This is a genomic window from Rhizobium sp. T1470, assembly GCF_042140505.1.
Taxonomy (GTDB): Bacteria; Pseudomonadota; Alphaproteobacteria; order Rhizobiales; family Rhizobiaceae; genus Rhizobium; species Rhizobium favelukesii.
In genome coordinates this window covers 478349-504215 of record NZ_CP148094.1, presented here as the reverse complement: position 1 = coordinate 504215, position 25867 = coordinate 478349, and the positions used below count along the sequence as shown (strand labels likewise).

The window sequence follows — 25867 nt, the reverse complement described above, 5'->3', positions numbered from 1 at the left end:
CTCGTTGGTATGATACCAACGTGAGCGGTTTCTGACTCGTTTTGCGGTTTCCAAATCAGTTGAATTCTGAATCTCTGTCGCAAACGGAGGTTTGCGGATGACATTGGGAATTCCACTGCGCGATGACTTCGACGGTTTTGCCCTGCGGGCATTGGCCAAGAGCACGAAGGATGCGGCACAGGCTCGGCGGCTTCTTGCCCTTGCCGAAATCTATGATGGTCATTCACGCAGCGACGCGGCCAGGATCGGAGGCGTGACCCTGCAGATTGTCCGCGATTGGGTTATGCGCTTCAATGCCCGCGGTCCGTCAGGGCTCATCAACGGCAAAGCGCCTGGCAATCAAGGAAAGCTTTCCGCTGTGCATCGCCAGGCTTTGGCGAAGATTGTCGAAAGCGGGCCGATACCAGCAGTGCATGGCGTCGTTCGCTGGCGGCGCAAGGATCTGGTTCAATGGCTTTCCAGGAATACCGGATCTCTGTGGACGAGACGACCATTGGCCGCGAATTGAAGGCGCTCGGCTTTGCAAAGCTGTCTGCTCGTCCGCGCCATTACGCCCAGAACGAGGGTGACCTGGAGAGTTTTAAAAAAACTTCCCCGCCACACTGGCAACCATCAAAAGCAGGCTCCCCAAGAACATCGAGATCGAGCTCTGGTGGGCCGACGAAGCTCGGATAGGGCAGAAGAACAAGATCACCCGACGATGGGCACGCAAGGGCACAAGGCCTTCGGCACCACTCGATCAACGCACGATGTGGACTTATATCTTCGGCGCCATCTGCCCCAAGAAGGGCAAAGCTGCGGGCCTTGTTCTTCCCTACTGCGACACCGATGCCATGAACCATGCCATGAACCAGCATCTGCTCGAAATCAGCCAGGCGGTCGATGAAGGTGCTCATGCCGTGCTGATCGTTGATCAGGCTGGATGGCACGTCACGCCGAAACTCAAAGTACCCGACACCGTCACCCTGCTGTTCCTGCCGCCGCGGTCGCCCGAATTGAACCCTGTCGAGAACCTGTGGCAATTTATGAGGGAGAACTGGTTGTCCAACCGGATATTCAAAGACTACGACGACATCGTTTCCCATTGCTGTGACGCATGGAACAAGCTGGTCGCGCAGCCGTGGAAGATCATGTCAATTGGAATGCGTGATTGGGCGCACCGGTTTTGATTAGCGCTCGTTGGTATGACGGAGGAAAGACGATGACCGTAAAGCCCACGAGCTTCGAACCAGCTCTGCCACCCGCTCTTTTCGAACAGGACCAGACCAATCCCTACCTTGCCAAGGCAATCGAACTGAGAGAGATCTTTGCGCTCGACGCCGCCGAGCGGGATCAACAGGGCGGGCGCCCGAGCGATGAGATCCGGCGTCTCAAGGAAAGCGATCTCGTCAATCTGCTCATTCCCACAGAGTTTGGCGGTGAGGGGCAACCCTATTCGACGGCGCTGCGCATCGTGCGCGAATTCGCCAAGGTCGACGGTTCGCTCGCTCATCTGTTCGGATATCATTTCAGTCCGATCCAGAACGCCGTGACGAGCGGGAGCGACGAACGATCCGCCGCGATCCTGCGACGGTCGGCTGAGGGTCGCTGGTTCTGGGGCAACACCACGAATAGCTTTTCCAAAAGCCTCTTTGGCAGAAAGGTCGAAGGTGGCGTCCTGCTTAATGGCGATCGGCCATTCGCCTCCGGCTCCCATGTCGCCGACTATCTGATGGTCGCCTGGGAAGACGAGAAGACGAACGCGCGAAACGTCGCCTATATTCCTGCCAACCGGGCCGGCATTACCATTGCCGACGACTGGGACGGCATCGGCCAGCGTCAGACGGGTAGCGGCCGCGTCTTCTACAAGGACGTAACAGTCAGGGATGACGAGATCCTCTTAGAACGCCCGAAGGATCCGAGCGCGCTTCTCATACCCCAGCAACAGCAGAGCGTTCTTCTCAACGTCTTCGTCGGCAGCGCGCAGGGTGCCCTGATCGCAGCGCGCGAATACACCGTCACGACGTCGCGCCCATGGATCTATTCCGGTGTCGAACGCCATTCAGACGATCCCTGGATCAAGCGGCAATACGGCGAATTATGGACAAAGGTGCAGGCTGCAACCGCATTGGCGGATAGGGCGGCATCGGCCATGGATTCCGCCTACGCCAAGGGCGCCGCATTGACAGCGCAAGAGCGCGGCGCAACGGCGATCGCGGTTGCTTGTGCCAACGTGCTGGCGGGCAAGGTAGCGCTCGAAGTCACCAGCGAGATCTTCGAGGTGATGGGTGCCCGGTCGGCTGTACGACCCCTTGGGTTCGACCGTTTCTGGCGCAACGTGCGTATCCACACTCTCCACAATCCTGCTGAATACAAGACCCGCAATGTCGGCGCCTGGTTTTTGACCGGCGACTATCCAGAGCCTGGTATCTTCCAATGAGCGGACGACAGCTCCATCTCAATATCAATATCCTCCATTCCGGCTTCTCGCCCGCGGCGTGGCGAATGGAAGGCAGCGATCCGCGAGCGTCCTTCGACGTCAACCACTACGTCAGGGTCGCCCAGATTGCCGAACGCGGTACCTTCGACGCGGTTTTCCTTGCCGACCAGGCGGCGATCTCCGACCGGGTTGATTTCAGACCGTTGACGTCACTTGAACCGACCATCGTTCTGGCCATGGTCGCGGCCAACACGGAGCGGATAGGTCTGATCGCCACCGCCTCGACGACCTATAACGAGCCGTACAACATCGCCCGGCGTTTCGCGACGCTCGATCACGCCAGCAACGGGCGCGCCGGCTGGAACATGGTCACCAGCGCAGACCTGGCGCAAAGCCGAAACTTCGGCCTTGAAAAGCCTGTGGCCCACGCAAGCCGCTATGAGCGCGCCAGTGAATTCGCAGCCGTGGTCAAGGCGCTCTGGGACAGTTGGGAGGAAGAGGCCTTCATCGGCGACGCCACGACAGGCCGCTTCGTCGATGCCGGTCGGGTCCATCCGATCGCCCACAGCGGAAAGCACTTCTCAGTTCATGGACCGCACAACATTCCCCGCCCGCCTCAAGGTCACCCGGTTATCGTCCAGGCAGGCGGCTCAGATGATGGGCGGGAGCTTGCCGCCGAGCATGCCGAAGCCGTCTTCTCCGCTTCGCAATCCTTCGAGGAGTCGCTGGATTATGTGCGAGATCTTCGCCGGCGCGCTACCCTCTATGGCCGTCCAGACAACAGTATCCTGGTGCTGGCGGGCCTGGCCACGATCATCGGAAGCACTGAGGCAGAAGCCAAGCGCCGCCAGGACGAGTTGCGCGACCTGATCCCTCTTGAATACAGTCTTGCGCGGCTGGCAGGTGTGCTGCAGGTCGATCGCCGGAGGCTCGAACTCGACGCTCCGTTGCCAGGTGACATACCGCTGCCGGCCGAAGGCGGTCACACATTCTTCCGCGCAACCGTGGCGCTCGCACGGCGAGAGGGATTGACGGTTCAAGGTTTGATCCGTGCGCTCAACGGTGGCACCGGGCACCGTACGATTGTCGGCACGCCGAAGGATATCGCCGATGACATCGAAACCTGGTTTACCGCTGGTGCGGCGGACGGCTTCAATCTGATGCCGGACGTGTTGCCCCATGGGCTTGATGTCTTTGTCGACGAGGTGGTTCCGATCCTGCGTCGACGCGGGCTCTTCAGGCACCAATATAGCGGTCGGACACTGCGCGATCATCTCGGTCTTGCCCGTCCGGACAATCCCTATGCTGCGGCAGCAGAATGACAGACGACAAAAGGACATTGCCATGACGCCAACCCTTGCGACAAAGGCTGACGACGCTGATCGGCTGGCGGCACTTGCCGCCGAGCGCTACCGAAACGCGCAGCAGCTTGGGGGCGATTGGAACGAGACCCTGGAGACCATTCTCTCCCATTGCAGCGTACGCAGCTATCTGCCAAAACCGGTTCCGCACATGGCAGTGGAGCTTGCCGTTGCCGCGGCCCAGTCGGCGCCGAGTTCGTCCAATCTGCAGGCGTGGAGCGTGGTGGCCGTAGAAGATACCGAACGCCGAAGCCGGCTTAACGCTATTGCCGGAAATCAGCGCCAGATTGCGCAGGCACCGCTTCTCCTCGTCTGGCTGGCCGACCTTGCCCGGCCTCGCGAGATCGCTGAAGACGGCGGATCGACCGCCGATGGGCTCGACTACATCGAGAGCTTTCTGCTTGGCGTGATCGACGCCGCACTTGCCGCCCAGAACGCCGTCGTTGCGCTTGAATCATTGGGCCTTGGAACCTGCTACATCGGTGCCATCCGCAACGACCCGGAAGGCGTCGCGCGCGAGCTTGCATTACCCCACGGGGTCTTCCCAGTCTTCGGCTTGACGGTAGGCTTTCACGATCCGGCCCAGCCCGCCGCAGTCAAGCCGCGGCTACCGCAATCGACTGTCCTGTACCGCGAGCAATATACCAAGGAAAGACGCACCCAGGATCTTGCCGCCTATAACAAGGTGCTCAGAAGCTTCCAGGCCGAACAAGCCATGCCATCAGTCGACTGGACAGATCAGGTCAGCCACCGCATCGGTACGCTCGAAGCGTTGAAGGGCCGGCACGTACTTGCTGCTGCAGCGCGCAGACTGGGTTTCCAGCTGAAATAGAACGATGAAGACACCGCGCCAGCTTACTCGGCGGCAATCATGTCCGTTGCCGGGCGAATACGGCGTGCGACGATCTTGTCCATTGTCTGCAAGGTGCGCGCCTCGGCCAGCAGCCACTCGCGAAACAGATCGACGCGCATCAGCCGCGCCGTATGCGCAGTGGTCGCAAAGAAGTAGGAGGAACTGACAGGCTGGGGCACGCCGAAAGGGCTGACCAGCCGTCCGGACCGGATCTCGGCTTCCGCAAGCCTGATCTTCCCGAGCCCCAGTCCCTGCCCGGCCAGCGCCGCATCGAGTACCAGAGAGGATTGGCTCAGCCGGAAACCACCTTGCGAGGCATGGCAGGAGAGCCCGGCCGCACGCAGCCATCCGCTCCAGTCCGGGCAGGATTGATCATGCTCTGGCCCCTCCTCGTGCAACAGCGGCACACCGTCAATTGCATGCGGCCCGTCCCATAGCGAATGGGCATCGGCAAATTCCGGGCTGCAGACTGGCAGGACGGCCTCGGAAAAGAGATGGTCGACGACGAGCCCAGCATAGGCACCGCTTCCGTAGCGAATAACACAATCAGCGTCGCCCGCGTCGAGATTAGTCAGCTGAGTCGACGCGTCGACAAGGACCTGCAGCCCGGGAGCCGCTCGCCGCAGTGCATCGAGGCGCGGGATGAGCCACTTGCTGGCAAAGGATGGTGCCACTGAGACGCGGATCGGCTGTTCGTGATCGCTCGTAGCGAACTGGGCCATTGCGGCGAGCACCGCATCAAAGGCATCCGTCAATCCTGGCACCAATGCCAGCCCGGCCGGCGTCAGTTGCAGCTGGCCGCGGACACGGTTGAACAGGGATTGTCCGAGATAGTCCTCCAACAGGCGAATCTGCTGCCCGACGGCGGCGGACGTGACATGCAGTTCTTCGGCAGCGCGAACGAAATTCAAGTGCCTTGCCGTTGCCACGAAGGTGCGTAGCGACGTCAACGGCGGAAGCCGCGCAAGTGTGGGCTGGATTGCTTTCCGGCGGGAGTTGGGAAGCGTGCTCATGACACCGATTGCACCACAATCGGGCCGCTCGAGGCGAGCACCGGCATTTCCTCCAGCTCTGCCGGCAGAACATTTTCTTGCGTCGTGGACATCAATTGGAGATGCAAAAACTCATTTTCATAAATTGTCTATCTTTTTGGTAGATTATAGCAACCGCTCTCCGCCAATTTGGACAGGCGCGAAGCTTTCCTTTTCTAATCACGGAGAAAAACATTCTTCCGATTTTCCCTCAGCCGGCCCGATGATGCCTCTGACGGACGTTTCGACCGAGGCGTCACAGACTCAGGGGGTATTGATGGACATTCGTAGACGCCAACTCAACAAGCTTCTTGCCTTGACGGGCCTGACCGCACTCGTGCCGCTCAGTAGTTTCGCAGAGACGTCAGGGGCAACAACGGGCGGCACTTTGAATTTCATTGTCGAGCCGGAGCCCCCCACGATCCTGGCGCTCGCTCACACTGCTGGCGGCACGCAGAAGGTCAGTCCGAAGATCACCGAGGGATTGCTGACCTATGATTTCGGTCTCGCGCCGAAGCCGCAGCTTGCAACCGAGTGGTCCATCAGCGAAGACGGATTGAGCTACACATTCAAGCTGCGCCCAAACGTGAAATGGCACGATGGCAAACCATTCACATCCGAGGATGTCGCCTATTCGATCGAGCTGCTGAAACAAGTACACCCACGCGGTCGTGGCACCTTCGCCAACGTAACAAAGGTCGACACGCCCGATCCGTTGACCGCGGTAATCCGGCTTTCCAAACCCGCGCCGTACCTTTTGAGCGCCCTCTATGCCGCGGAGTCGCCGATCGTACCCAAGCACGTCTATGGCGGCGTCAAGATTGCCGACGTACCAACCAACCAGAATGGCGGCGCGCCGATCGGCACCGGACCCTTCGTCTTCAAGGAATGGGTGCGTGGCTCCCACATTATCCTGGAGCGCAATCCGGACTATTGGGATGCCGGAAAGCCCTATCTCGACAGGATTGTCGTGCGCTTCGTACCGGATGGCGCAGCACGTGCGGCGGGCTTCGAGACCGGTGAATTCGATATCGGTGGTGACAATCCGATCCCACTGAGCGATCTCGAGCGCGTCAAGGCATTGCCTAATATTGGCGTCGATTCACGCGGCTATGAGACCAAGGGTGACCAGACCCAGCTGATCTTCAATCTCGACAACGAATACCTCAAAAATGTCCACGTCCGCCGAGCGATTGCCCATGCGATCGACCTCAATGTCGTCCTCAACACCGTGTGGTACGGCTACGGTCACGTCTCGCCGAGCCCAATCAGCACCTTCCTGCCGCGCTACCTCGATGCCTCGATCAAGCCTTACGCCTATGATCTGAAGGCGGCCGAACAGCTGCTTGACGAAACAGGCTACAAGCGCGGCGCCGATGGCATCCGTTTCAGCCTTCGGCTCACGCACAATTCCTACAATGAGGGCTTCAAGCGGGTCGCCGAGTATCTGAAGCAGAACCTGACCCGCATCGGCATTGCGGCGACGATCGAGTCCTATGATTTTTCGACCTATATCAAGAAGGTCTATACCGACCGCGCGTTCGACGTGACGGCCGAATATCTCGGCAACCAGTTCGATCCGACCCTCGGCGTGCAGCGCATCTACTGGTCGAAGAACTTCAAGCTCGGCCTGCCATTTTCGAACGCCAGCCACTACGCGAATCCAGAAGTGGACAGGCTGCTCGAAGCGGCCTCCGTCGAGACCAACGAGGAGACGCGCAAGCAGCAGTTCTATGCTTTCCAGAAAATCATTGCCGACGAGGTGCCGGTGGTAAACCTGATCGCGCTTGAGAATGTCACCGTTTTCAACAAGCGCGTGAAAAATCACACGATCGGGGCCGAGGGCGTGCAATCCAATTTCGCGGAAGTATACATCAAAGACGGCGAAGGCTGATCGGGGCGATGTGCGGGCCTGCACGAAAGGGGCGCATCGGCGATGCGCCCCTTTTTTCGCTCGCATATCAGGCGACGCGCGCCGGCGTCAGTTTGGCAAGGATGCGATCGGCGAGCGCGACCGCCTGTGTGCGCTGCTCGGTAATCGAACTCGACTCCCATGCGACACCGCGCAGCGGGTGCCCTATGGCGCTGAGGTTGCGATGAACGCGACCCTCTTCATTGATGAGATCTCCCTCGGGCGTCGCGTCGATGCCATAGCCGGTGCTATGCGGCCGGACTTCGCCACTTGCAAGCAGGCTCTTGACGAAAGGATCGGCAATCTGTCGCCAATCGTGCAACTGATGACCGCGGCAGTCGATGACACCGTCGAACCGTGCGGTCTCGATACCCGTTCCGGTCCCTAGTCGGGCGACGATCTGGTCTCCTTCGAGTCCAAAGCCAAGCACACGCGCGCGACGGTGAGCCAGCCGGCCTTCGGAGATCACGGTCTCGATGGTCTTGTGGCTCTCCGGCGCCGATCGATGTGCCGTGACATCCCAATAGGGTCGCAGATGCCTGATGAAACGCAACCGCTCACGATCACTCGCGCCCTGCCACAAGGTAAGGATATGGGGCCGGATCGCGAGAGGCAGGCCCTGCCAGTCCGTACCGGCTGCCGAGATCGCACGCCGCTCCGCCTTCACGCGCGACAGCAGATCGCGCGCCGTCACCGGCAACGGCCCATCAGAGAGAAAATCGCGGGCGGCGGCGACGGTTCTGCGACCTTCCACGAACTGACCACGGCGCGATATCACCCGGTAGCGACCGCGATTGCCTCTCGCTTCCATGCTGGCAATCGCATCGACCATCGACAGGCTGGAACCGATCAGGAGGATCTCCTCACAGCCGCTCACGCGGTCAAGCGCATCCGCGTCCCAGGGATTGGCTGCAAAGCGCGCGTGACTTGCAAGAGTGGCCTCAGCTTCGGACAGTCGCGGCTGGAACACGCCAAGCGCCAACACAGCCTCGTCGGCCTCCACGACCGTCCCGTCCGCTATCGTTATGCGGATCCGGTGCGGTGTGGACACCAGCGCGGATGCCGACGACCCGACATGCCGCAACGTCGACCCGAACCGCGCACTTGAAACGGCACGGGCAAGCTCATCGCGAACATAGGTTCCATAAAGATAGCGCGGCGGACTACTTGAGCCCACATCGACGGGCGGCACCCAGCCGTTGCCGGCGCCATTCTCGACAAGCCAGCGTGACAGATGGCCGGGGTCTTCGGGGTACAGCGAAAAGATTTCAGCCGGCCCATTCACGAGGTGGACGGGGTCGGGCGTGCTGTAGGCGACCCCGCGGCCAAGCTCGGCACGCCGCTCGATCACAGTGATCGCAAGCGGCACTTCGGTCCGCTCCAGAAGCTTCAACGCTGTCACCGCCCCGGCAAAGCCGCCGCCAACAATGGTCACCGAATGATGCGCAATACGATCGATACGCAATGAACCTCCTCTCCCGTCAGCAATGACAGGCATGGTAGATCGGGGTGTAAAATCGGCATGCGAACGCAAGCTCTGCGAAACGTTGCTACGCGATCAAGCGGCCACCGCTGCGGCGGTGGCCTTCAAGCAGATCAAGGGCATTTCTCCCAGCAACCAACTCGGCTTCATGGTCGCTCAGACCGGCCGCCTCGAATGCCCTTGCAAGCTCTTCCCGCGCCGCACCGTGTTCAAGGATCGGCCAGTCGCTCCCGACCAGAACATGATCGGCACCGACGAGACTGGTGAGGAAGCGGATGAAACGCGCTTCCCACGGCATGATGTCGATGTAGAGATGACGCCGCCTGCCGGCAGGTGCACTGGCGAAAATCGACGGCAGTTCGCCGAACGGACCAGTCAGCGCCAAAGCCGCGACGCCAAGCGCTGTGATGACGACCCGAAGCTCGGGCAACTCCTCGAAAACGCCCGATGTCACAAGCGCAATCGCGGCGGCCGCGTTGATGGTGCCGCGGCTCAGGCGGGTACCAAGCCGGCCAAGTCCGGCCAGCTGGCTCGAAAGTGGCTCGGGGTTGATTGGATGCAGGAAGACGGGGATGCCGAGTTCGGCAGCAACTGTCAGGACAGGCCTGGCCTCCGGCGCGTCAATCAGCTTGGCCCCCTTTGCGCTGTCGAGAAATAACCCGGACAGATTAAGATCAAGGATGGCACGTCGCGCTTCGACAGCCGCTGCCTCGCCACCGAATGCGTCCACCGTCGCCAATGCGAACAGACGGTCGGGATGGTGCAAAACCGTGGTTGCGAGATCGTCGTTCAGCCTGCGGCTGACGTCCCCGAGATCGGCGTCAGGTGCGGCGACCATGGACAGCGCCACACCAATCACGCGCCGCGCAATCCCTGCTGCGTCGCTATCGGCAATCAGTGCATCGATATCCGAGATTTTCGTTCCGATGCGAGCCCACAGGGGATCGAGCGGACAGCCGGGCGCGCGGTAGATCTCCCAGCCTTGCGGCAGCAAATGCGCATGAAAATCGACGATGTTGAGCTTGCCCATGGTCACTCAGCAGCGATGGAGCGTGACTTGCGTGCGGCAATGCCGGCCTTGACGAGCGGTACGACATCGCGCCCATAGGTCACCGTGTCTTCCGTCGGATAAAAACCTCGCATCAGGAAGTTGGAGACGCCGGCGTCATAGTAATCGAGGATCGCTTCGGCGACCTGGTCCGGCGTACCGAGGAGTGCCGTCGAGTTGCCGCCGGCACCGGTGAGCGCTGCGACCTCAGTCCACAGGCGCTTGTCGAGGACCTTGCCGCGCGCAGCCGCTTCCCTCAGACGCACTGATCCTGCGTTCGACGGCAACCTCTCCCCGTTACCGCCGGGCCGGGCTATCGCCTTGACCTTCTGCAGGATGGAACTGGCTTTTTCCCATGCCTTGTCTTCGGTCTCCGCAACAACGATCCGGAAGGCGATGGTAAAGCGGATGTCATCGGCGCGCCCGAAAGCTTCAGCGGCCGTTCGCACCTTGCCGATCGTTTCGCGCACGCCATCGAGTGGCTCGCCCCACAGCGCGTAGATGTCCGCGTGCTTGCCGGCAACCTTGAAGGCAGCCTCAGACGAACCGCCGAAAGAGATCGGAATCCGTGATTGCCGTGACGGTCGGACCTGCGAAACCGCAGTCTTGACCTTGTAGAATTCGCCTTCATGGTCGAAAGGCTCTTCGCTTTCCCAGACCTTCTTGAGAACCGTCAGATATTCGTCGGTGCGGTCGTAGCGTCTGTCGTGATCGAGGAAATCGCCGTCGCGCTGCTGGTCGGCGTCAGAGCCGCCGGTGATGATGTGGACCCACAGTCGCCCGTCTGAAAACTGATCGAGTGTCGCGAGCTGGCGCGCGGCAAGCGTCGGCGACATGAAACCGGTGCGATGGGCGAGCAATGCGCCGATCCGGTTCGTCTTGGCAAACAGGTAGGCGGCAATCTGGTTGTTGTCCGGCCAGGTCGAAAAAGCGCCGATCAGCAGCCGATCGATACCCGCCTCTTCAGCGGCCGTTGCATGGTTGAGGATATAGTCCTTGTCCACCACCGGTCCCTTGGGTGGCACGATATCCGACCCCTCGCGGTTCGATACGTGACCGATGAATTCCGAGCTCATGAGACACTCCTTCTTTAGGCGGCCGATCTTAGAAGACCTTGCCTTCTTCCAGATGCGTCGTGGTTCCGTTGATGTAATAGTCGCCGACCACCCTCGCCTTGTGCAGCAGCGGGTTATGGTTCAGCACCGTGCGGATGTTGCGCCAGTGTCGATCGAGATTGAGATGGCGGGAGGTCGCCGACCCGCCGCCAAGCTCAAAGACGTTGGTGGCGGCCGCAAGCGCGAGCTGCGAGGCGATGATCTGCGTGCGGGCCGTCGTCAGCGCGCTTTCGATCAAGGCTGTTTCGATCGCCTCGGCGTCACCCCCTGCAAAGGCCACCACCGAGCGATCCAGCGCACGCGCACTCTCGCGGATCAACGTGTCGACAGCAAAGGAGCCTGCAGCAATCTCACCCAATATCTTCTGCACGAAGGGATCGGCATTGGCCGTCTCGGCCGCACTGTGGGCAGCCGACCGCGCCTGCCTGCGCACATAATCGGTCCCCTCTGCGAGTGCGCCGCGCACTGCACCTGCCATTGAGGCGGCCAGGTGGAGCTGACGCAACGTCGAGGTATGGCGCCCGACCAGCGTGTTCAGACCCCGTTTGGAGATCTCGTGCGGTAATACCTCGACGTCTTCGAGCATCACGCCGCCACTGGCTGTCAGCCGCTGGCCCATGCCGTCCCAGTCATCGAGAATGGTGATGCCTTTGCGATCCACCGGTAGCAGGACGCTGACGAACTCGTCCTCGTCGTTCCGGGCGCTGAAAGAGGCAAAATCGGAAAAGGCTGTCCCCGTCGCATACCATTTCCGGCCGTTGAGGCGGTAGGTCTCGCCGGTTCTCGTCAACCGTGTCGTCACTTCGCCCGGGCGCTTGGTCCCCTGCTCGGTATGAGCACCCCCGAAAAGCTTGCCAGAGAGAACGCGGCCGAGCTGCGTTCGGTCGATGGCCGTATTGGGGCTGAGAATGAGGCTTTCGGTGAAATTGAAATGGCTGCGCAGCGCATGGGCAACGTTTGAATCTGCGGCACCGATCGCCATGATCATGTCGATGTAGTCCGCGACCGATCCACCCGGACCACCGAGTGCCACCGGAATGCGTAACGCGCCGAGCCCAGCCTCTTTGAAAAGGCGGAAAGCTTCGAAAGGAAGCTCCCTCTCCAGGTCGCGCCTTGCCGCCTCTTTCGATATTTCGGCCGATAGCGTTAGGATCTTCGCAAGAAGCTCGGAAAGATTGTTCCCCTGCGCAGAAAGGCCGGGCGCGGCAGTGGCAGACAGTGCTGAAGGAGCGATATTCGGCATTCAGGAACCTTCTCGGCGCTGAAGAAAAGGACGGAGGATCCGCCCAGCGGGCGGATCCTCGAGGCATGTTCAGGCTACGGCGCGCGTCAGCGGCACCCCATTGTAGATGCCCGAAGCAGTACTGCGCGGCACGCGGCCTTCGACCGGATGGCTCGGATCGTTGAAACCGGGCGTCGAGGGGTGCCCTGTCGTGACCAGCCGATCGACCAGTGCCTCATCCTCAGCATCGAGCTTGACGTCGAGCGCGCGGATGTAGCTGTCCCAGTGCTCTTGCGTGCGTGGTCCGGTGATGGCCGCCGAGATCAGCTTGTTGTTGAGCACCCAGGCAAGCGCGAATTCCGTCGGTGAAATCCCCTTGCGGGCAGCATGAGCGGCGATCTCGGTGGCAATTGCAATCGATTCAGGACGCCATTCCGTTTCCAGGATGCGTTTGTCGCCGCGACCGGCGCGGGTGTCGGCAGCTGGCTCCTTGCCGGGTTCGTACTTGCCCGTCAGGACGCCGCGGGCAAGGGGCGAGTAGGAAACGACGCCGAGGCCGTAGTGATGGGCTGCAGGCAGCTGCTCTGCTTCGGCGGTGCGGTTGACGATGTTGTAGAGCGGCTGGCTTGCCACCGGACGATCGATGCCGAGCTCGTCGGCAAGATGGGCAATCTCGGCGATCCGCCAGCCACGGAAGTTCGAGACGCCGAAATAGCGCAGCTTGCCAGCGCGGATGAGGTCTGCAATGGCGCGCACCGGCTCTTCCAGAGGCGCGTCAAAGACAGCTCTGTGGAAGTAGAGGATGTCGATATAGTCGGTGTTGAGGCGGCGCAGCGAATTCTCGACCGTCTCGATCACCCACTTGCGCGAATGGCCGCCGAGGTTCGGACCCTTCTTGTGGGAGTTGACGAACTTGGTTGCCAGCACCCAGTGATCTCGGTGCGCCTTGATGCCTTTGCCGACGACCTCTTCCGACTTGCCGTCGTGATAGACATCGGCGGTATCGATGAAGTTAATCCCCTGCTCACGTGCCTTGTCGATGATGCGGAAGGCGACGTCGTCAGGCGTCGGCCCACCAAACATCATGGTTCCCAGGCTGAGCGGTGATACCTTCAGCGCGCTGCGCCCCAGATAGCGATAATCGACCATTTTCTTCTCCTTGTTACTGAGCGTGGTGACAGGCAGCGGCGTGGCCGGTGCCGAACTGGCGAAACGTCGGGTCTTCGGCCCGGCAGATATCGGTTGCGAGCGGACAGCGCGTATGGAAACGACAACCGGCAGGCGGATCGTGCGGGCTCGGCAGATCGCCAGTGATGGGGGCGGCCTGCTTGCGGCGCGACGGATCGGGAACAGCCGCGAGCAGCGCTTGCGTGTAGGGATGCTTCGCATTGGTCCAGAGCTCGCTTGTCGAGGCACTTTCGACAATGCGCCCCAGATACATCACGAGCACGCGATCGGCGAAATAGCGCACAACGGAAAGATCATGCGAAATGAAGAGGTAGGAAAGCGACAGCTCGGTCTTCATTTCGACCAGCAGATTGAGGATCTGTGCCTGGATGGAAAGATCGAGCGCTGAAACCGGCTCGTCGCAGATGACCAGCTCCGGCTGCAGGATGAGGGCACGGGCGATCCCGATACGCTGGCGCTGACCGCCGGAGAATTCGTGCGGATAGCGATCGAGCGCGTCGGCGGGAAGCCCTACATGGGCAACCATCTGAGCCGCAATCGCCTCGCGGCGCTTGCGCTCGCCAACGCCATGAACGGCAAGCGGCGCGGTCAGGATGGCGCGGATCGTCTGCCTTGGATTGAGAGACGCGAATGGATCCTGGAAGATCATCTGGATGCTGCGGCGGACCGATTGCAGCTCGCTGCCCGACATGGCGGTCACGTCCCTGCCCTTGAAGGTCACACGGCCCGAGGATGGGTCGACGAGCCGTACCAGCGATTTGCCGAGCGTGGACTTGCCGCAGCCCGACTCTCCGACCAGCGCCACCGTCTCGCCTTCGGCGATCTCCAGCGAGACGCCGTCGACAGCGCGCACGATGCCGGTCGTTCCAGGATAATGGGTCGAAAGCCGATCAACCGACAGGAGCGACATGGGCGACCTCCGCAATTGCTGGAACATAGGGGCATGCAACCTGCCGACCGGCCGGAAGAGCGGTGAGCTGAGGGACACTGGACCCGCAGGCAGGCCGTGCGGCGTGACAGCGCGGGCGGAAGGAACAGCCCTTCTCGCCGGCCGCCGACACGATCGAGCCCGGGATTTCTAGGAGCGGGCCGTCACGGTAGTGATAGTCGGCCTTCAAGCGCGGCGAGGCCGACAGCAGACCCTGCGTATAGGGATGGTAGGGCGTCTCGAACACCTGATCGGGCAACCCCTCCTCGATTTTGCGCCCGGCATACATGACGACGACGCGGTCTGCCCATTGTGCGACGATGCCAAGATCGTGGGTGATGAGGATGACGGCCATCTGCAGCTGGACGCGAAGATTGTCGAGCAGTTGCAGCACTTGCGCCTGTATCGTCACGTCCAGCGCGGTCGTGGCTTCATCCGCGATCAGCAGTTTCGGATTGCAGGCAACGGCAATCGCGATCATGACGCGCTGGCGCATTCCGCCAGAAAGCTGGTGAGGATATTCGTCGATACGACGGGCGGCTTGCGGAATACTGACGAGATCCAGTAGCGCGATGGCGCGCTCGCGAGCCTGGCGCCGGGTCAGATTCTCGTGAATGCGCAGCACCTCGATGATCTGATCACCGATCGTCAGCACCGGATTGAGCGATGTCATCGGCTCCTGAAAAATCATCGCGATATCGCGGCCGCGAATGCGACGCAACTGGCGTTCGGAAAGACCTATAAGATCGCGCCCGCCGAAGAGGATCTGTCCGCCGGCGCGTGCCTGGCGCGGCAGCAACCCCATCAGTCCGAGCGCCGTCAGCGACTTGCCCGAGCCGGATTCGCCGACGATCGCCAGCATCTCGCCCGGATTTGCAAAAAAGCTGACGCTCTTGACAGGCTCGGCCGACGGGAAGCGCACCGAGAAGTTGGAAACCTCCAGGAGCTTTGTCATCAGCGTTCCTCCGAAAAACGCGGGTTGAGCGCGTCGTTGAGACCGTCGCCGATCAGGTTGAGAGCAAGCACCGCAAAGACGATCGCCAGACCAGGCAGCGCCGTCAGATACCAGGCGGTGCGGATGACATCGCGTCCCGCACCGATCATCGAACCCCAGGAGACACGGTTGGGATCGCCGAGCCCCATGAAGGACAGCGCTGATTCCATCAAAATGGCGCTTGCCACCATCACCGAGGAGGTGACGATCAGCGGCGGCAGGGCGTTCGGCAGGATCTCGCGGAAGATGATGCGCGCATGGCCGAACCCGAGGCTGCGGGCGGCAAGCACGTAGTCCTTCTCGCGAATGGCCCTGAATTCGGCGCGCGTCAGCCGCGCCACGGTCGGCCAGCTGACAATTGCGATCGCAACCGTAACGGTTGCTGTCGTCGGCTGGGCAATGGCCACGAGGACGACAAGCAGCACAAAGCTCGGAATGGTCTGGAATATCTCGATGAACTTGACGAGCACATCGTCGACCAGGCCGCCGAAATATCCCGCGGCAGCACCGATGGCAATCCCGGCCGTCAGCCCAAGTGCGGTGGCTGCAAGCCCGACGGTCAGGGAGATCCGCGCCCCGTGAACGATGCCGGCCAGCACATCACGCCCCATGGAGTCGGTGCCAAGCGGATACGCTGGATTCTGGCCCGGCCAGAGGAACGGCCTCGCCACCATCTCCAGCGGATCGCCCGGATAGAGGAGTGGAGCAAACAAAGCTGAAAGAGCAACGACGAGGAGGATGCCTGTGCCAAAGAGCGCATTGGGATTGGCTAGGAAGACCTTCACCTCCCGCCGCATGCCGCGCCAGGCGGTGCCAGACATCGACGCACGCACGTCGGGGGCATGAATATGTGTCCAGCGCGGCGGCTTGGGCGGGGCCGGCGCCGGCTGGCTGTCTTTAAGCTTTGCCTGCGGCGCAAAGTCGATTGCTCGACCGGCAAGAGTTCCAAGTTTTGGACTGTTCATCGACTTGCTCCAATTCGGGGATCGATCCATGCCTGCACGAGGTCGACGGCGGCATTGGCGACGATCACGAGGAAGGAAGACAGCAGGAGTATTCCGAGCAGCACGCTGAAGTCGCGCGCCATGACGGCTTCGAATGCCAGCCGGCCTAGTCCCGGCCAGCTGTAGACAGTCTCGACCACGACCGCGCCGCCGAGCATGCCGCCAAAGTGCATACCGGCCATCGTCGTAATGGGGATAAGGGCATTGCGCAGGACGTGGCGCGTCGTCAGCACGAAGGGCGAGACACCTTTGGCGCGTGCCGTGCGCACGAAATCCTGCGACTTGACCTCCAGCATTGAGGCGCGTGTCAACCGTGCGTAGATCGCGAGGTAGAAGAGTGCCAGCGAGGTGGCCGGCAACACCATGTAGCGCGCCCTGTCGATCAATTCCGGCAATCCCGTCAGCCGCGAGCCGATCGTGCTGTCGCCGCCGCTCGGCAACCAGCCGAGCTTGACGGAAAACAGAAGGATCAGCATCAGACCGATCCAGAAGCCAGGGATCGAATAAAACAGCAGCGAAACGACGGAGATGATGCGGTCGGGCAAACGCCCCGAGAAGGTTGCCATCAGCGAACCGAGCAGTAGCCCGACGGCAATTGCGATCGCCAGCGCCGCCAGCATCAGCACAAGAGTGCCGGGCAGCCGCTGACCAATCAGATCGGCGACAGGCATTCCGTAGCGCGGGGAGAAGCCCAGGCTGAAGTGCGCGAGGTTGTTCAGGTAGTTGGCCAGCTGGACAAGGATAGGATTGTCTAATCCGAAGCGCTCCCGCAACGCGGCCATGGTCTCCACCGTCGCCGAACCCGATTCTGCCGCCATGACATCGGCCGCATCGCCCGGTGCCAGCTTGAGCAGGAAGAAATTCAAAATGACGATCCCGAGCATTGTGGGCACGGCCTGAATAATCGTCCTGCCGATGGTTCGTCCGATCCGCCTGTAAGCCGACATGTGTCCCGCCTCGCGACCTGAAAAGATTTCGCCTCGTTTTGCTGTGTAATTAGTTGACTAATTCTGTGGGTTTTGTCAAATCATATAGGTAGATAATTCCAAAGGAGTCGTTCTACAACCTACTTTTAGGAATTCAATACCGCCAACTGTTCAATTGCGGAATTTTATACCACATCATCGTGATCGACTGACAAAAATCTCTACGCCGGGAGTGATCTGCGCAATGGCACCGAACCAGGCCCAAGCGGCCTTTGAGATCATGAGGGTTGAACGAAATGTCACTATTCCCGGCACCCACACGCCGCAGCTTCCTCCTTGCCTCGGTCGCAATTGCCGTCACGGCAGCAGCCCGGCTTCCAGCCTTTGCTGCAGCAACGCGCGGAGGCACAGCAACGCTCCTGCTCTCGGCCGAGCCACCTGTCCTGACAACGATCGCCCACACGGCGTTCAATGCGGTCTACGTATCGCCGAAGACGACGGAAGGCCTTCTCACCTACGATTTCGAGCTGAACCCGCGTCCCTTGCTCGCCAAGCAATGGACCGTCAGTCCCGATGGAGTGACCTACACATTCAAGCTGCGCGAGGGCGTGAAATGGCATGACGGGCAGCCCTTCACCTCCGCCGATGTCGCCTTCTCGATCAAGACCCTGAAAGAGGTGCACCCGCGTGGGCGCAACACCTTCCTCAATCTTGTCGACATCGAAACGCCCGACGCGCTGACGGTCGTTCTGAAACTGTCAAAGCCGGCGCCCTATCTGATCACTGCTCTTGCCGCATCGGAAACGCCGATCGTGCCGCGCCACGTCTATGAGGGTACCAAGGTTGCGGAGAACCCGGCCAATCTGGCGCCAATCGGCACCGGCCCCTTCAAGTTCAAGGAATGGGTGCGCGGCAGCCACATCGTCTATGAACGCAACCCCGACTATTGGGATCAGCCACGCCCCTATCTCGACCAGCTGATCGTCCGCTTCATTCCGGATGCAGCCGCCCGTTCGATCGCGATCGAGACCGGCGAAATCGACCTTGCGCCGTCAACGCCCGTGCCGCTCAGCGATCTCGAGCGACTGAAGGGCGTCGAAACGCTCGCCTTCGAGGCCAACGGCTACCAATATGCAAATGGCGTCAGCCGCATCGAGTTCAATCTCGAGCGTCCCTTCTTCAAGGATGTACGGGTGCGCCGTGCCTTTGCCCATGTCATCGACCGCAACGTCATCCTGAACACCATCAACTATGGCTACGGCGCCGCCATCCCGGGCCCGATCAATCCCCATCTGGCAAAATGGTATGTGCCCGATCTCAAGACCTATCCGATCGATCTGGCCGCGGCCGAGAAACTCCTGGATGAGGCCGGCTACCCGCGCGGCGCCGACGGCATACGCGCCCGCATCAATCTAGACTACGTGCCGAGCGGCGAGACCTATCCACGGGGATCCGAATATATTCGCCAGGCGCTTGCCAAGGTCGGCATCGACGCGACGGTTCGCAGCCAGGATTTTGCAACCTACACCAAGCGCATCTATACGGATCGCGACTTCGACTTCGCCTTCGAAGGGATGAGCAACCTCTTCGATCCGACGGTCGGCGTACAGCGCCTCTATTGGAGCAAGAACTTCAAGCCCGGCGTGCCATTCTCCAACGGAGCGGCCTATAGCAATCCGAAGGTCGATCAGCTGCTTGAAGCAGCTGCCGTCGAAGTCGACCCGGAAAAGCGCATCGCGCAGTGGCGCGACATCCAGCAGATCCTCGTCGAGGACGTGCCGGCGATCGACATCGTCAGCCAGCCGGAACTGACGATCTATAACAGGCGCATCTCCGATCACACCGTTGGTGGCGAGGGCGTGGCCGGCATTTGCCTATGCCTACGTCGCCGCATCCTGATCATGCAACGACCAACAAACGGGAGCATTATGCATGTCCATTCAACATCGTCCCGGATCGATCGTTGGCCTGCCGAAATTTGCGGCCCCGACCGACTTTGCCGAAAGCCCCTTGTCGCAGGCGCTCAAGCAACCGCTTCTTCTCGGCCTCTTCCTGCCGATCCAGGCCGGCGGCTGGACCCAATCGACGCTGGAAAGATCGACGGACTGGCGTTTCGACTACAACAAGGCTCTGACGCTGAAGGCCGAAGAACTCGGATTCGATCTCGTCTTTGCGCTGTCTCAATGGCTGCCGAAGGGCGGGTATGGTGGCGTCTTCGACGGCCAGGCACTGGACAGCTTTGTATCGATAGCGGCGTTGGCGGGCCTCACCAAGAAGATCATGCTGATTTCGACCATGCACGTGCTCTATGGCCCGTGGCATCCCTTGCATCTGGCAAAGTTCGGGGCAACGCTCGATCACATCACCGGCGGGCGCTGGGGCATCAACGTGGTGACCGGTCATCGCGCCGTCGAACATGAAATGTTCGGCTGGCCGCGCATCGAACACGATAGGCGGTATGAGCTCGCAGCCGAATTCCTGGAAGTTGTACAGCGCCTGTGGAGCGATACGGAAAATTTCTCCTTCGAAGGAGAAAGCAGTTGGAAACTCGGCGGCGGCTTTGTGACACCAAAGCCGAATTTCGGCCGTCCGATCCTCGTCAACGCCACCGGTTCCGATGCAGGGATTGCCTTTGCAGGCCGCTACTCGGATATCGTCTTCATCACCAGTCCGACGGGTGCCGACATCGACAGTGCCCTGCAATCGCTGCCGGCGCATACGAAGCGGGTCAAGGACGCCGCAATCGACGTCGGCCGCACGGTCCGCACGCTTCTCAATCCAATGGTGATCTGTCGGCCGACGGAGAAGGAGGCCTGGGAATTGGCCGAGCGAATTGTTGCCCATGCCGATCATCGTTCACCACAGGGCTTCCAGTCGCTGAATTCGGACGCGCAAGCCTGGAAGGGGCGCGATCCCCAGGATCCCTACCGCGCCATCGGCGGCAACATCCGCGTCATCGGCTCGCCCGAACAGGTGGTCGACCAGTTCGTCAAGCTGAAGGAGGCTGGCGTCGACGGCCTGCAGCTCAGCTTCTTCGACTTCCGCGACGATCTCGAATTCTTCGGTTCGCACGTCCTTCCCCTGATGAAACAAGCTGGCCTTCGGCACTGAGGAGAGGCGCGATGACAAGCAATGCCATTTCCGAAATCTGGTACACGCGCTGCCCCGTGCCGACGCCTGTCGGCCTTGCCGCGCAGCTCGGTTACCTCGAAGAAAATTTCCGCAAGGAGGGCGTGACGCTGAAGTCGATCATCGATTCGCCCGACCGCAGCATCCGCCAGAGCCATTTCAACCATACGCTCGACTGGTCGTTCCGCCATGGCGGCAACGTGCCGCCGATCCGGGCGCGCTCGGAGGGACGCAAGACACGCCTCGTCGGCATCACCTGGACCGACGAATTTCAGGCGATCATCACCCTGCCTGAAACCGGCATAAAGACAACGAAGGATCTGAAGGGGCGTCGCTTCGGCATTGCCCGCCGCCCGGAAGGCATTGTCGATTTCATGCGCGCCACCGCATTGAAGGGCCTCGTTTCGGCGCTTTCGCTCGAAGACCTGGCACTGAGCGATGTCGAGATCGTCGACATCACCCTTGCCGATTCAGTGCTTTCGACACAGGAGGGCCTGTCGCTTTTCGGGTTGAAACGCCGGCAGGCATATGGCGAGGACGTTGCCGCACTCATCCGCGGCGACGTGGACGCCATCTACGTGAAGGGAACGGCCGGCATCAACGTCGCAAACCTCATCGGTGCCGTCGAGGTCGTCGAGTTCGGCTTTCACCCCGATGCGAAGATCCGCATCAATTCCGGTTCGCCACGCGTGCTGACGGTGGACGAACGCCTGGCCGACGAGCGGCCGGATCTCGTCGCCCGCCTGCTGGAAGCGATTTTCAAGGCAAGCACATGGGCTGAAGCCCATCCGGAGGAGACGAGACGTTTCGTTGCACGTGAATCTGGCGCCAGCGAAGACCAGGTGCTCGCCGCCAATGGCCCCGACATCCACAGGCATCTCGGCCTCGGGCTTCAGCCGGAGCTGGTCGACGCGATCAGCCACTACAAGGATTTCCTGCGCGATTTCGGCTTTCTTGAAGCCGACTTCAGCATCGCCGACTGGGTCGATCGCCGCCACATCGACGGCTTCGACCGGCATGCTGTGGCCTGAACCAAAAGGACGATCGAGACCATGCTTCAGCAACCGACCGACCCGGTGGACAAGGCCCGGCGGCTCGCCGCGGATTTTGCCGAGCGCGCCGCCCACCATGACGCGACGGGAGAGTTTCCCTTCGAAAACTTCACGCGTCTGTTCGAGGCCGGACTGCTTGGCCTTGTGACCGCACGCGAACACGGGGGCCATGGCGGCGGGCTTGCCGAGGCACAGGCAGTGGTAAGCGAGATCGCGCGCGGCGAACCTTCGACCGCGCTTGTTCTGGCGATGCACTACAACAGCCACTATAGCCTGCGCCGCTATAAAAAATGGCCTACACATCTCGCCGAACGGGTGTTGTCGGCAAACAGGCTTGGCCCTGCCCTGATCAACGCCGCCCAGGCCGAGCCCCGCATCGGCTCTCCCGCTCACGGGGCATTGCCCGAAACGATCGCGCATCTTGATGGCGACACCTGGCGCATCACCGGTCGTAAGTCCTACGTCACCGGTATACCGGTTCTCAAGTGGGTATCGCTACTGGCGCTGACCGATGAGAAGGAGCCGCGGCTTGCTTCCTTCCTCGTCGCCACGGACAGTCCTGGCCTGCACATAGAAAAGACATGGAACGCCGCAGGCATGCATGCGACGGCCAGCGACGATATCATACTCGACGGTGTCGTCGTGCCGCTTCAAGATGTCATCGAAGCTCAGCCCGCATCGGAGCCGCTGCGTCGCGAAGAGCACGCAACAGCCTTCTTCTTCTCGCTCATCGGCGCGGTTTACCATGGCGTGGCAGTTTCTGCGCGCGACCGCGTGCTCGCCTTTGCCGCCCATCATAGGCCTGCAAGCCTCGGCTCACCGATCGCTACCGTGCCGCGTATCCAGGACGGACTGGGAGAGATCGAGGTTCGGCTTGCCACCAACGCCAGACTTTTGCGTTCGCTTGGCGAAGACGTCGACGCCGGCAGACCTGTTGGAATGGAGGGCATGAGCGTTCGCCACGTTGTCATCGACAATGCCGTTGCCATTACCAGCCTTGCCCTCGACCTTTCCGGAAACCCGGGCCTGAACCGTGATTTTCAGCTTGAGCGCCATCACCGCGACGCCATAACGGGGCGCTCACATGCGCCGCAGAACCACATGATCAGAACGATCGCCGCCCGAAACGCGCTTGGCCGCGCAACGCCGCAATCTTGACCCTGCCTGCAGTCGGCTCAACCATCGTCCTGCCCACTCTTAGCCCAACGGCGCTTCGCGATCGCTTCTGCTACCTTGCGGGCCTGCACCCGCAGATCAGGCACGGCGGTGATTTCCCAGAACTGGCCGGCAGTCAGCGCGCCCACGGCGTAGATGGACACGCCATTTTCCGAGGTTTTCGGGATGCGCGACCGAGGATCGACTATGATGCCGAGCCCAAGTGGGTCGGCTTCGATCAGACCCTGGTGCTGCATCGCGCGCAATAGCGGCGAATGCGCCATACCTGCCCGCTCCATGCCGGTGCAGTTCACGATCCAATCGGTCTGAATGGACAGGACATCGCGCCGCCCCCTGGCCCGATAGCAAAGCGTGAGCCGATCTCCAGCTTCGACGTTGAGCAGGTAACCCGCGTGGAGCGCGATCTGTCCGCTTCTTGTTATCTCCTCAAATCGTTCGAAGACATCGGGCGCGACCCGGTGTCGATGGATGTTCCACCACGGTAGAGCGTGGCGCAAAAACCGGCTTCGTTCGGACAACGGCAAACGCTGCCACAGCGTCTGAGTCTGCGGACGCAGGCTGTCCATGATGCTGCGCCAATCATCGGCGCACCTGCTTTCCCGGCGCAGTGTCCCCATGAGTTCGCTCAATCTGGTCGGCAGCGTCGCAACATCGAGTTCCGCCGGCGGCTTCGGTGCGCGCGCATGGCTGAGTGGCGCAAGACCGCGCCTGGAGATGACATCGATATGACCCTTGAAGCCGTGAGCATGAAGGGCGAGAACCTGATCGATCATCGTCAGCCCCGAACCGAGGATGCAGACGCTGTCTTCGGACGCCACGCGCCCGAGCCAGGACAACCGCCAGGGATTGTCGACGACATGACTGGCCCCGAGCGCTGGCAGTCCGGACAAGTCAATCGGCAGTTTGGCGCTCCCAACGCCGAGGCAAAGCACAATGTTGCGACCTGCGATCTCGTTGCCGTTGTCGAACAGAAAGCCGAGGGCCGCGTTGTAGCGCCCAAGGCACCCCGTCGCTTTTGCCTTGATGAAATCGACCCGGCAGCGCGGTTTCCTTCGAAGAAGCCCCGCCAGACTGTCGCGGACGTAAAGGCCGTAATCCTGGCGAGAGGCAAAATCGCCAGCACCCACGGGCCGCTTGTGCTCAGCAAGCCAATCGACGAATGCGTCTGGTCGATCCGCAAACAGGCTCATGCGCCCTGCCGGCACGTTGAGGCGGTGAAGATAAAGCTCCGTGCGGTAGGCAGTACCGCGCCCGAATCCCGGATCGTCGCCGACGACCGCGACCGAAAAGGAGGCAGGCAACAGTTCGATGAGATTGCAGACGCTGGCAATTGCGGAAAATCCAGCGCCCACGATCACCACATCATAGACCATCGCACACCGTTCTCCGTCTTGAGCAGCTACCAGAACGCCGTGGCCCATCTCGGAGTTCCGTGATTGAGATCTTGTCGTCCGGTTCGATCTCCGGCAGCCGCTTCGGCTGAAGATCGTGCGCGAACGAGAAATGGCCATCCTCATTAAAAAAATAGAATAATCTATCTTCTCTATACACTTAATAGTGATTAGGTTTCACGCGACGAAAGAATGGACATGATGGCAAGCGGTGGCATCGAAGTTCGAAATCCCCTTGGATCCATCTGACCAAATGAACCGGCAGAGAAGCAATCCATCAATGAGCGCCTACCAAAATCATTCTAGACATCGGAAGCACGTTCATTGAGTAGCACGACACGATTTCTTGGTTGTGCCGAAACCGCTTCAACGGGGAGGACAAGACTGAACACGAGAGCACATCGGTTCTTGTCATTTTGTTTTGGAGTGACCGGCCCCGGGCCTTCGCTCTGTTCGTCCAGTCCATCAGCACACAGGCAATTCGCATCATGAGCGGCAACTCCGAATTTCTCTGGTACATTCCCAACGACGTTAAGCCGGGCCATCGCGGCGATTTGGCGGTCGAACATCACAACAGCTTGGATACGTTGACCGAACAGGCAAAGGCGCTGGAAGAACACGGCTGGAAGGGCGCACTTATCGGGACCGGCTGGGGCCGACCCGACACCTTCACGGTCGCGACGTCACTCGCCGCCCGGACCACGACCTTCGAGCCGCTGGTTGCGATCCGCCCCGGCTATTGGCGACCAGCACACTTTGCGTCGGCCGCGGCAACACTCGACCACCTGACCGGCGGGCGCATTCGCGTTAACATCGTGTCCGGTCAGGACAATCTCTCTGCCTATGGAGACAGCGAGGGCGATCAGGCCCACCGCTACGCCCGGACGAAGGAGTTCATGCGGCTCGTGCGCAGGCTTTGGACCGAAGAGACCGTCACTTATGAGGGGGAGCACTTTCGAGTCAGTCAATCCAACGTCGCGCCACGCATAGTGGTCCGCGGCAAGCGCCGCCACCCCAAACTCTATTTCGGCGGGGCGTCGGAGGCAGCGGAGCGGGTGTCGGCCACTGAAGCCGACGTTCAGCTTTTCTGGGGCGAACCGATTGCCGGTGTCAGCGAACGGATCGAGCGCCTCAAGCGGCTCGGCAGGAAGCTCGACCGCGACTTGCCGCCTCTGGAGTTCGGGTTGCGCATCACGACACTCGTGCGTGACACCACGCAACAGGCCTGGGCCGACGCCGAAGCGAAGGTAGCCGAGATGGCCAAGAACGCAGGTGCAGGTTGGAATGACCACAGACGGTCGGTGGCCGTCGGACAGCAGCGATTGCTCGACCTTCATAAGCGCGGCGATGTCCTTGACGACAACCTCTATACTGCCCCGGGCAAATACGGGGGCGGAGGCGCCGGCACCACATGGCTTGTGGGCTCGCCAGCAGACGTCGCGCGTTCACTACGCAAGTACGAGGATCTGGGCGTTACGCATTTCGTCCTCTCGGATACGCCTTACCTGGCGGAAATCAGGCGGCAGGGTAACCAGCTGCTTCCCCTGTTGCGCCGCTGAGACACCATCGGTGATGTCTTTGGAGCGAGATGGCAAAGGTCTTGCGGCATCAACCTTGAGAAATCGCCTGAGTTTG

The 25867-nt window shown here is 61.0% G+C and carries 19 protein-coding genes and 2 pseudogenes; 10 read left to right on the top strand and 11 right to left on the bottom strand.

The window, feature by feature from the left end; all coding sequences use genetic code 11:
• The first annotated feature begins 97 nt into the window (after positions 1 to 97).
• The 4 genes and pseudogenes from WGT02_RS36795 (at position 98) to WGT02_RS36780 (ending at position 4612) form a co-directional block, all read left to right on the top strand.
• Positions 98 to 1169, top strand: a pseudogene (locus WGT02_RS36795) (IS630 family transposase).
• Positions 1170 to 1201: 32 nt separating this feature from the next.
• Complete coding sequence (locus tag WGT02_RS36790; RefSeq protein ID WP_024315071.1) at positions 1202 to 2419, top strand: acyl-CoA dehydrogenase family protein; 1218 nt, start codon at positions 1202 to 1204, stop codon at positions 2417 to 2419.
• Positions 2416 to 3741: an LLM class flavin-dependent oxidoreductase gene (locus WGT02_RS36785; protein WP_040680798.1), complete on the top strand. Its 1326-nt coding sequence runs from the start codon at positions 2416 to 2418 to the stop codon at positions 3739 to 3741. The genes WGT02_RS36790 and WGT02_RS36785 overlap by 4 nt, the downstream gene beginning before the upstream one ends.
• Before the next feature lie 22 nt (positions 3742 to 3763).
• Positions 3764 to 4612, top strand: coding sequence for an NADPH-dependent oxidoreductase (locus tag WGT02_RS36780; protein ID WP_024315069.1), 849 nt, complete (start codon positions 3764 to 3766; stop codon positions 4610 to 4612).
• Between the two features lie 23 nt (positions 4613 to 4635).
• Here the strand turns inward: WGT02_RS36780 and WGT02_RS36775 are convergent, their stop codons facing one another.
• Positions 4636 to 5646, bottom strand: a complete 1011-nt coding sequence (locus WGT02_RS36775) for a LysR substrate-binding domain-containing protein (RefSeq protein WP_024315068.1) — start codon at positions 5644 to 5646, stop codon at positions 4636 to 4638.
• A gap of 295 nt (positions 5647 to 5941) precedes the next feature.
• Here WGT02_RS36775 and WGT02_RS36770 point away from each other — a divergent pair, with 295 nt between their 5' ends.
• Positions 5942 to 7558: an ABC transporter substrate-binding protein gene (locus WGT02_RS36770; RefSeq protein ID WP_024315067.1), complete on the top strand. Its 1617-nt coding sequence runs from the start codon at positions 5942 to 5944 to the stop codon at positions 7556 to 7558.
• A gap of 67 nt (positions 7559 to 7625) precedes the next feature.
• Here the strand turns inward: WGT02_RS36770 and WGT02_RS36765 are convergent, their stop codons facing one another.
• The 9 genes from WGT02_RS36765 to WGT02_RS36725 all read right to left on the bottom strand — a co-directional run bounded on the left by WGT02_RS36765 (position 7626) and on the right by WGT02_RS36725 (position 17505).
• Complete coding sequence (locus WGT02_RS36765; RefSeq protein WP_024315066.1) at positions 7626 to 9041, bottom strand: FAD/NAD(P)-binding protein; 1416 nt, start codon at positions 9039 to 9041, stop codon at positions 7626 to 7628.
• Between the two features lie 85 nt (positions 9042 to 9126).
• Complete coding sequence (locus WGT02_RS36760; protein ID WP_208245222.1) at positions 9127 to 10089, bottom strand: amidohydrolase family protein; 963 nt, start codon at positions 10087 to 10089, stop codon at positions 9127 to 9129.
• A gap of 2 nt (positions 10090 to 10091) precedes the next feature.
• Positions 10092 to 11183 (bottom strand): LLM class flavin-dependent oxidoreductase, encoded by a 1092-nt coding sequence (locus tag WGT02_RS36755; RefSeq protein WP_024315064.1) that lies wholly within the window; start codon positions 11181 to 11183, stop codon positions 10092 to 10094.
• 28 nt (positions 11184 to 11211) lie between these two features.
• Positions 11212 to 12465 (bottom strand): acyl-CoA dehydrogenase family protein, encoded by a 1254-nt coding sequence (locus WGT02_RS36750; RefSeq protein ID WP_024315063.1) that lies wholly within the window; start codon positions 12463 to 12465, stop codon positions 11212 to 11214.
• A 69-nt stretch (positions 12466 to 12534) separates the two neighbouring features.
• Positions 12535 to 13593: an aldo/keto reductase gene (locus WGT02_RS36745; RefSeq protein WP_024315062.1), complete on the bottom strand. Its 1059-nt coding sequence runs from the start codon at positions 13591 to 13593 to the stop codon at positions 12535 to 12537.
• A gap of 13 nt (positions 13594 to 13606) precedes the next feature.
• The gene (locus tag WGT02_RS36740) at positions 13607 to 14542 is read right to left on the bottom strand and encodes an ABC transporter ATP-binding protein (RefSeq protein ID WP_024315061.1); all 936 of its coding nucleotides are present in this window, start codon (positions 14540 to 14542) and stop codon (positions 13607 to 13609) included.
• Complete coding sequence (locus WGT02_RS36735) at positions 14523 to 15515, bottom strand: ABC transporter ATP-binding protein (protein ID WP_024315060.1); 993 nt, start codon at positions 15513 to 15515, stop codon at positions 14523 to 14525. The genes WGT02_RS36740 and WGT02_RS36735 overlap by 20 nt, the downstream gene beginning before the upstream one ends.
• Positions 15515 to 16519, bottom strand: coding sequence for an ABC transporter permease (locus WGT02_RS36730; RefSeq protein WP_208245225.1), 1005 nt, complete (start codon positions 16517 to 16519; stop codon positions 15515 to 15517). Before WGT02_RS36730 ends, WGT02_RS36735 begins: the two co-directional genes overlap by 1 nt.
• Complete coding sequence (locus WGT02_RS36725; RefSeq protein ID WP_040680797.1) at positions 16516 to 17505, bottom strand: ABC transporter permease; 990 nt, start codon at positions 17503 to 17505, stop codon at positions 16516 to 16518. Before WGT02_RS36725 ends, WGT02_RS36730 begins: the two co-directional genes overlap by 4 nt.
• 275 nt (positions 17506 to 17780) lie before the next feature.
• Here WGT02_RS36725 and WGT02_RS36720 point away from each other — a divergent pair.
• From WGT02_RS36720 to WGT02_RS36705, 4 genes and pseudogenes are all read left to right on the top strand, one after another.
• Positions 17781 to 19383: pseudogene (locus WGT02_RS36720) on the top strand (ABC transporter substrate-binding protein).
• Positions 19384 to 19416: 33 nt separating this feature from the next.
• Entirely contained in the window at positions 19417 to 20595 is a 1179-nt protein-coding gene (locus tag WGT02_RS36715) for an LLM class flavin-dependent oxidoreductase (protein ID WP_024315056.1), read from the top strand.
• A gap of 11 nt (positions 20596 to 20606) precedes the next feature.
• Positions 20607 to 21644 (top strand): ABC transporter substrate-binding protein, encoded by a 1038-nt coding sequence (locus tag WGT02_RS36710; protein ID WP_024315055.1) that lies wholly within the window; start codon positions 20607 to 20609, stop codon positions 21642 to 21644.
• A gap of 21 nt (positions 21645 to 21665) precedes the next feature.
• Positions 21666 to 22823, top strand: a complete 1158-nt coding sequence (locus tag WGT02_RS36705; RefSeq protein WP_208245226.1) for an acyl-CoA dehydrogenase family protein — start codon at positions 21666 to 21668, stop codon at positions 22821 to 22823.
• A gap of 17 nt (positions 22824 to 22840) precedes the next feature.
• Here WGT02_RS36705 and WGT02_RS36700 read toward each other — a convergent pair whose 3' ends face one another.
• Entirely contained in the window at positions 22841 to 24214 is a 1374-nt protein-coding gene (locus tag WGT02_RS36700) for an FAD/NAD(P)-binding protein (RefSeq protein WP_024315053.1), read from the bottom strand.
• A 506-nt stretch (positions 24215 to 24720) separates the two neighbouring features.
• On the opposite strand from WGT02_RS36700, the gene WGT02_RS36695 reads away from it, so the two are divergent.
• Positions 24721 to 25791: an LLM class flavin-dependent oxidoreductase gene (locus tag WGT02_RS36695; protein ID WP_024315052.1), complete on the top strand. Its 1071-nt coding sequence runs from the start codon at positions 24721 to 24723 to the stop codon at positions 25789 to 25791.
• Positions 25792 to 25867 lie beyond the last annotated feature (76 nt).

Coding starts and splice junctions, on each gene's coding strand:
- WGT02_RS36790 (WP_024315071.1), top strand. CDS start 1,202: ATGACCGTAAAGCCCACGAGCTTCGAACCAGCTCTGCCACCCGCTCTT.
- WGT02_RS36785 (WP_040680798.1), top strand. CDS start 2,416: ATGAGCGGACGACAGCTCCATCTCAATATCAATATCCTCCATTCCGGC.
- WGT02_RS36780 (WP_024315069.1), top strand. CDS start 3,764: ATGACGCCAACCCTTGCGACAAAGGCTGACGACGCTGATCGGCTGGCG.
- WGT02_RS36775 (WP_024315068.1), bottom strand. CDS start 5,646: ATGAGCACGCTTCCCAACTCCCGCCGGAAAGCAATCCAGCCCACACTT.
- WGT02_RS36770 (WP_024315067.1), top strand. CDS start 5,942: ATGGACATTCGTAGACGCCAACTCAACAAGCTTCTTGCCTTGACGGGC.
- WGT02_RS36760 (WP_208245222.1), bottom strand. CDS start 10,089: ATGGGCAAGCTCAACATCGTCGATTTTCATGCGCATTTGCTGCCGCAA.
- WGT02_RS36755 (WP_024315064.1), bottom strand. CDS start 11,183: ATGAGCTCGGAATTCATCGGTCACGTATCGAACCGCGAGGGGTCGGAT.
- WGT02_RS36750 (WP_024315063.1), bottom strand. CDS start 12,465: ATGCCGAATATCGCTCCTTCAGCACTGTCTGCCACTGCCGCGCCCGGC.
- WGT02_RS36745 (WP_024315062.1), bottom strand. CDS start 13,593: ATGGTCGATTATCGCTATCTGGGGCGCAGCGCGCTGAAGGTATCACCG.
- WGT02_RS36740 (WP_024315061.1), bottom strand. CDS start 14,542: ATGTCGCTCCTGTCGGTTGATCGGCTTTCGACCCATTATCCTGGAACG.
- WGT02_RS36735 (WP_024315060.1), bottom strand. CDS start 15,515: ATGACAAAGCTCCTGGAGGTTTCCAACTTCTCGGTGCGCTTCCCGTCG.
- WGT02_RS36730 (WP_208245225.1), bottom strand. CDS start 16,519: ATGAACAGTCCAAAACTTGGAACTCTTGCCGGTCGAGCAATCGACTTT.
- WGT02_RS36725 (WP_040680797.1), bottom strand. CDS start 17,505: ATGTCGGCTTACAGGCGGATCGGACGAACCATCGGCAGGACGATTATT.
- WGT02_RS36715 (WP_024315056.1), top strand. CDS start 19,417: ATGTCCATTCAACATCGTCCCGGATCGATCGTTGGCCTGCCGAAATTT.
- WGT02_RS36710 (WP_024315055.1), top strand. CDS start 20,607: ATGACAAGCAATGCCATTTCCGAAATCTGGTACACGCGCTGCCCCGTG.
- WGT02_RS36705 (WP_208245226.1), top strand. CDS start 21,666: ATGCTTCAGCAACCGACCGACCCGGTGGACAAGGCCCGGCGGCTCGCC.
- WGT02_RS36700 (WP_024315053.1), bottom strand. CDS start 24,214: ATGGTCTATGATGTGGTGATCGTGGGCGCTGGATTTTCCGCAATTGCC.
- WGT02_RS36695 (WP_024315052.1), top strand. CDS start 24,721: ATGAGCGGCAACTCCGAATTTCTCTGGTACATTCCCAACGACGTTAAG.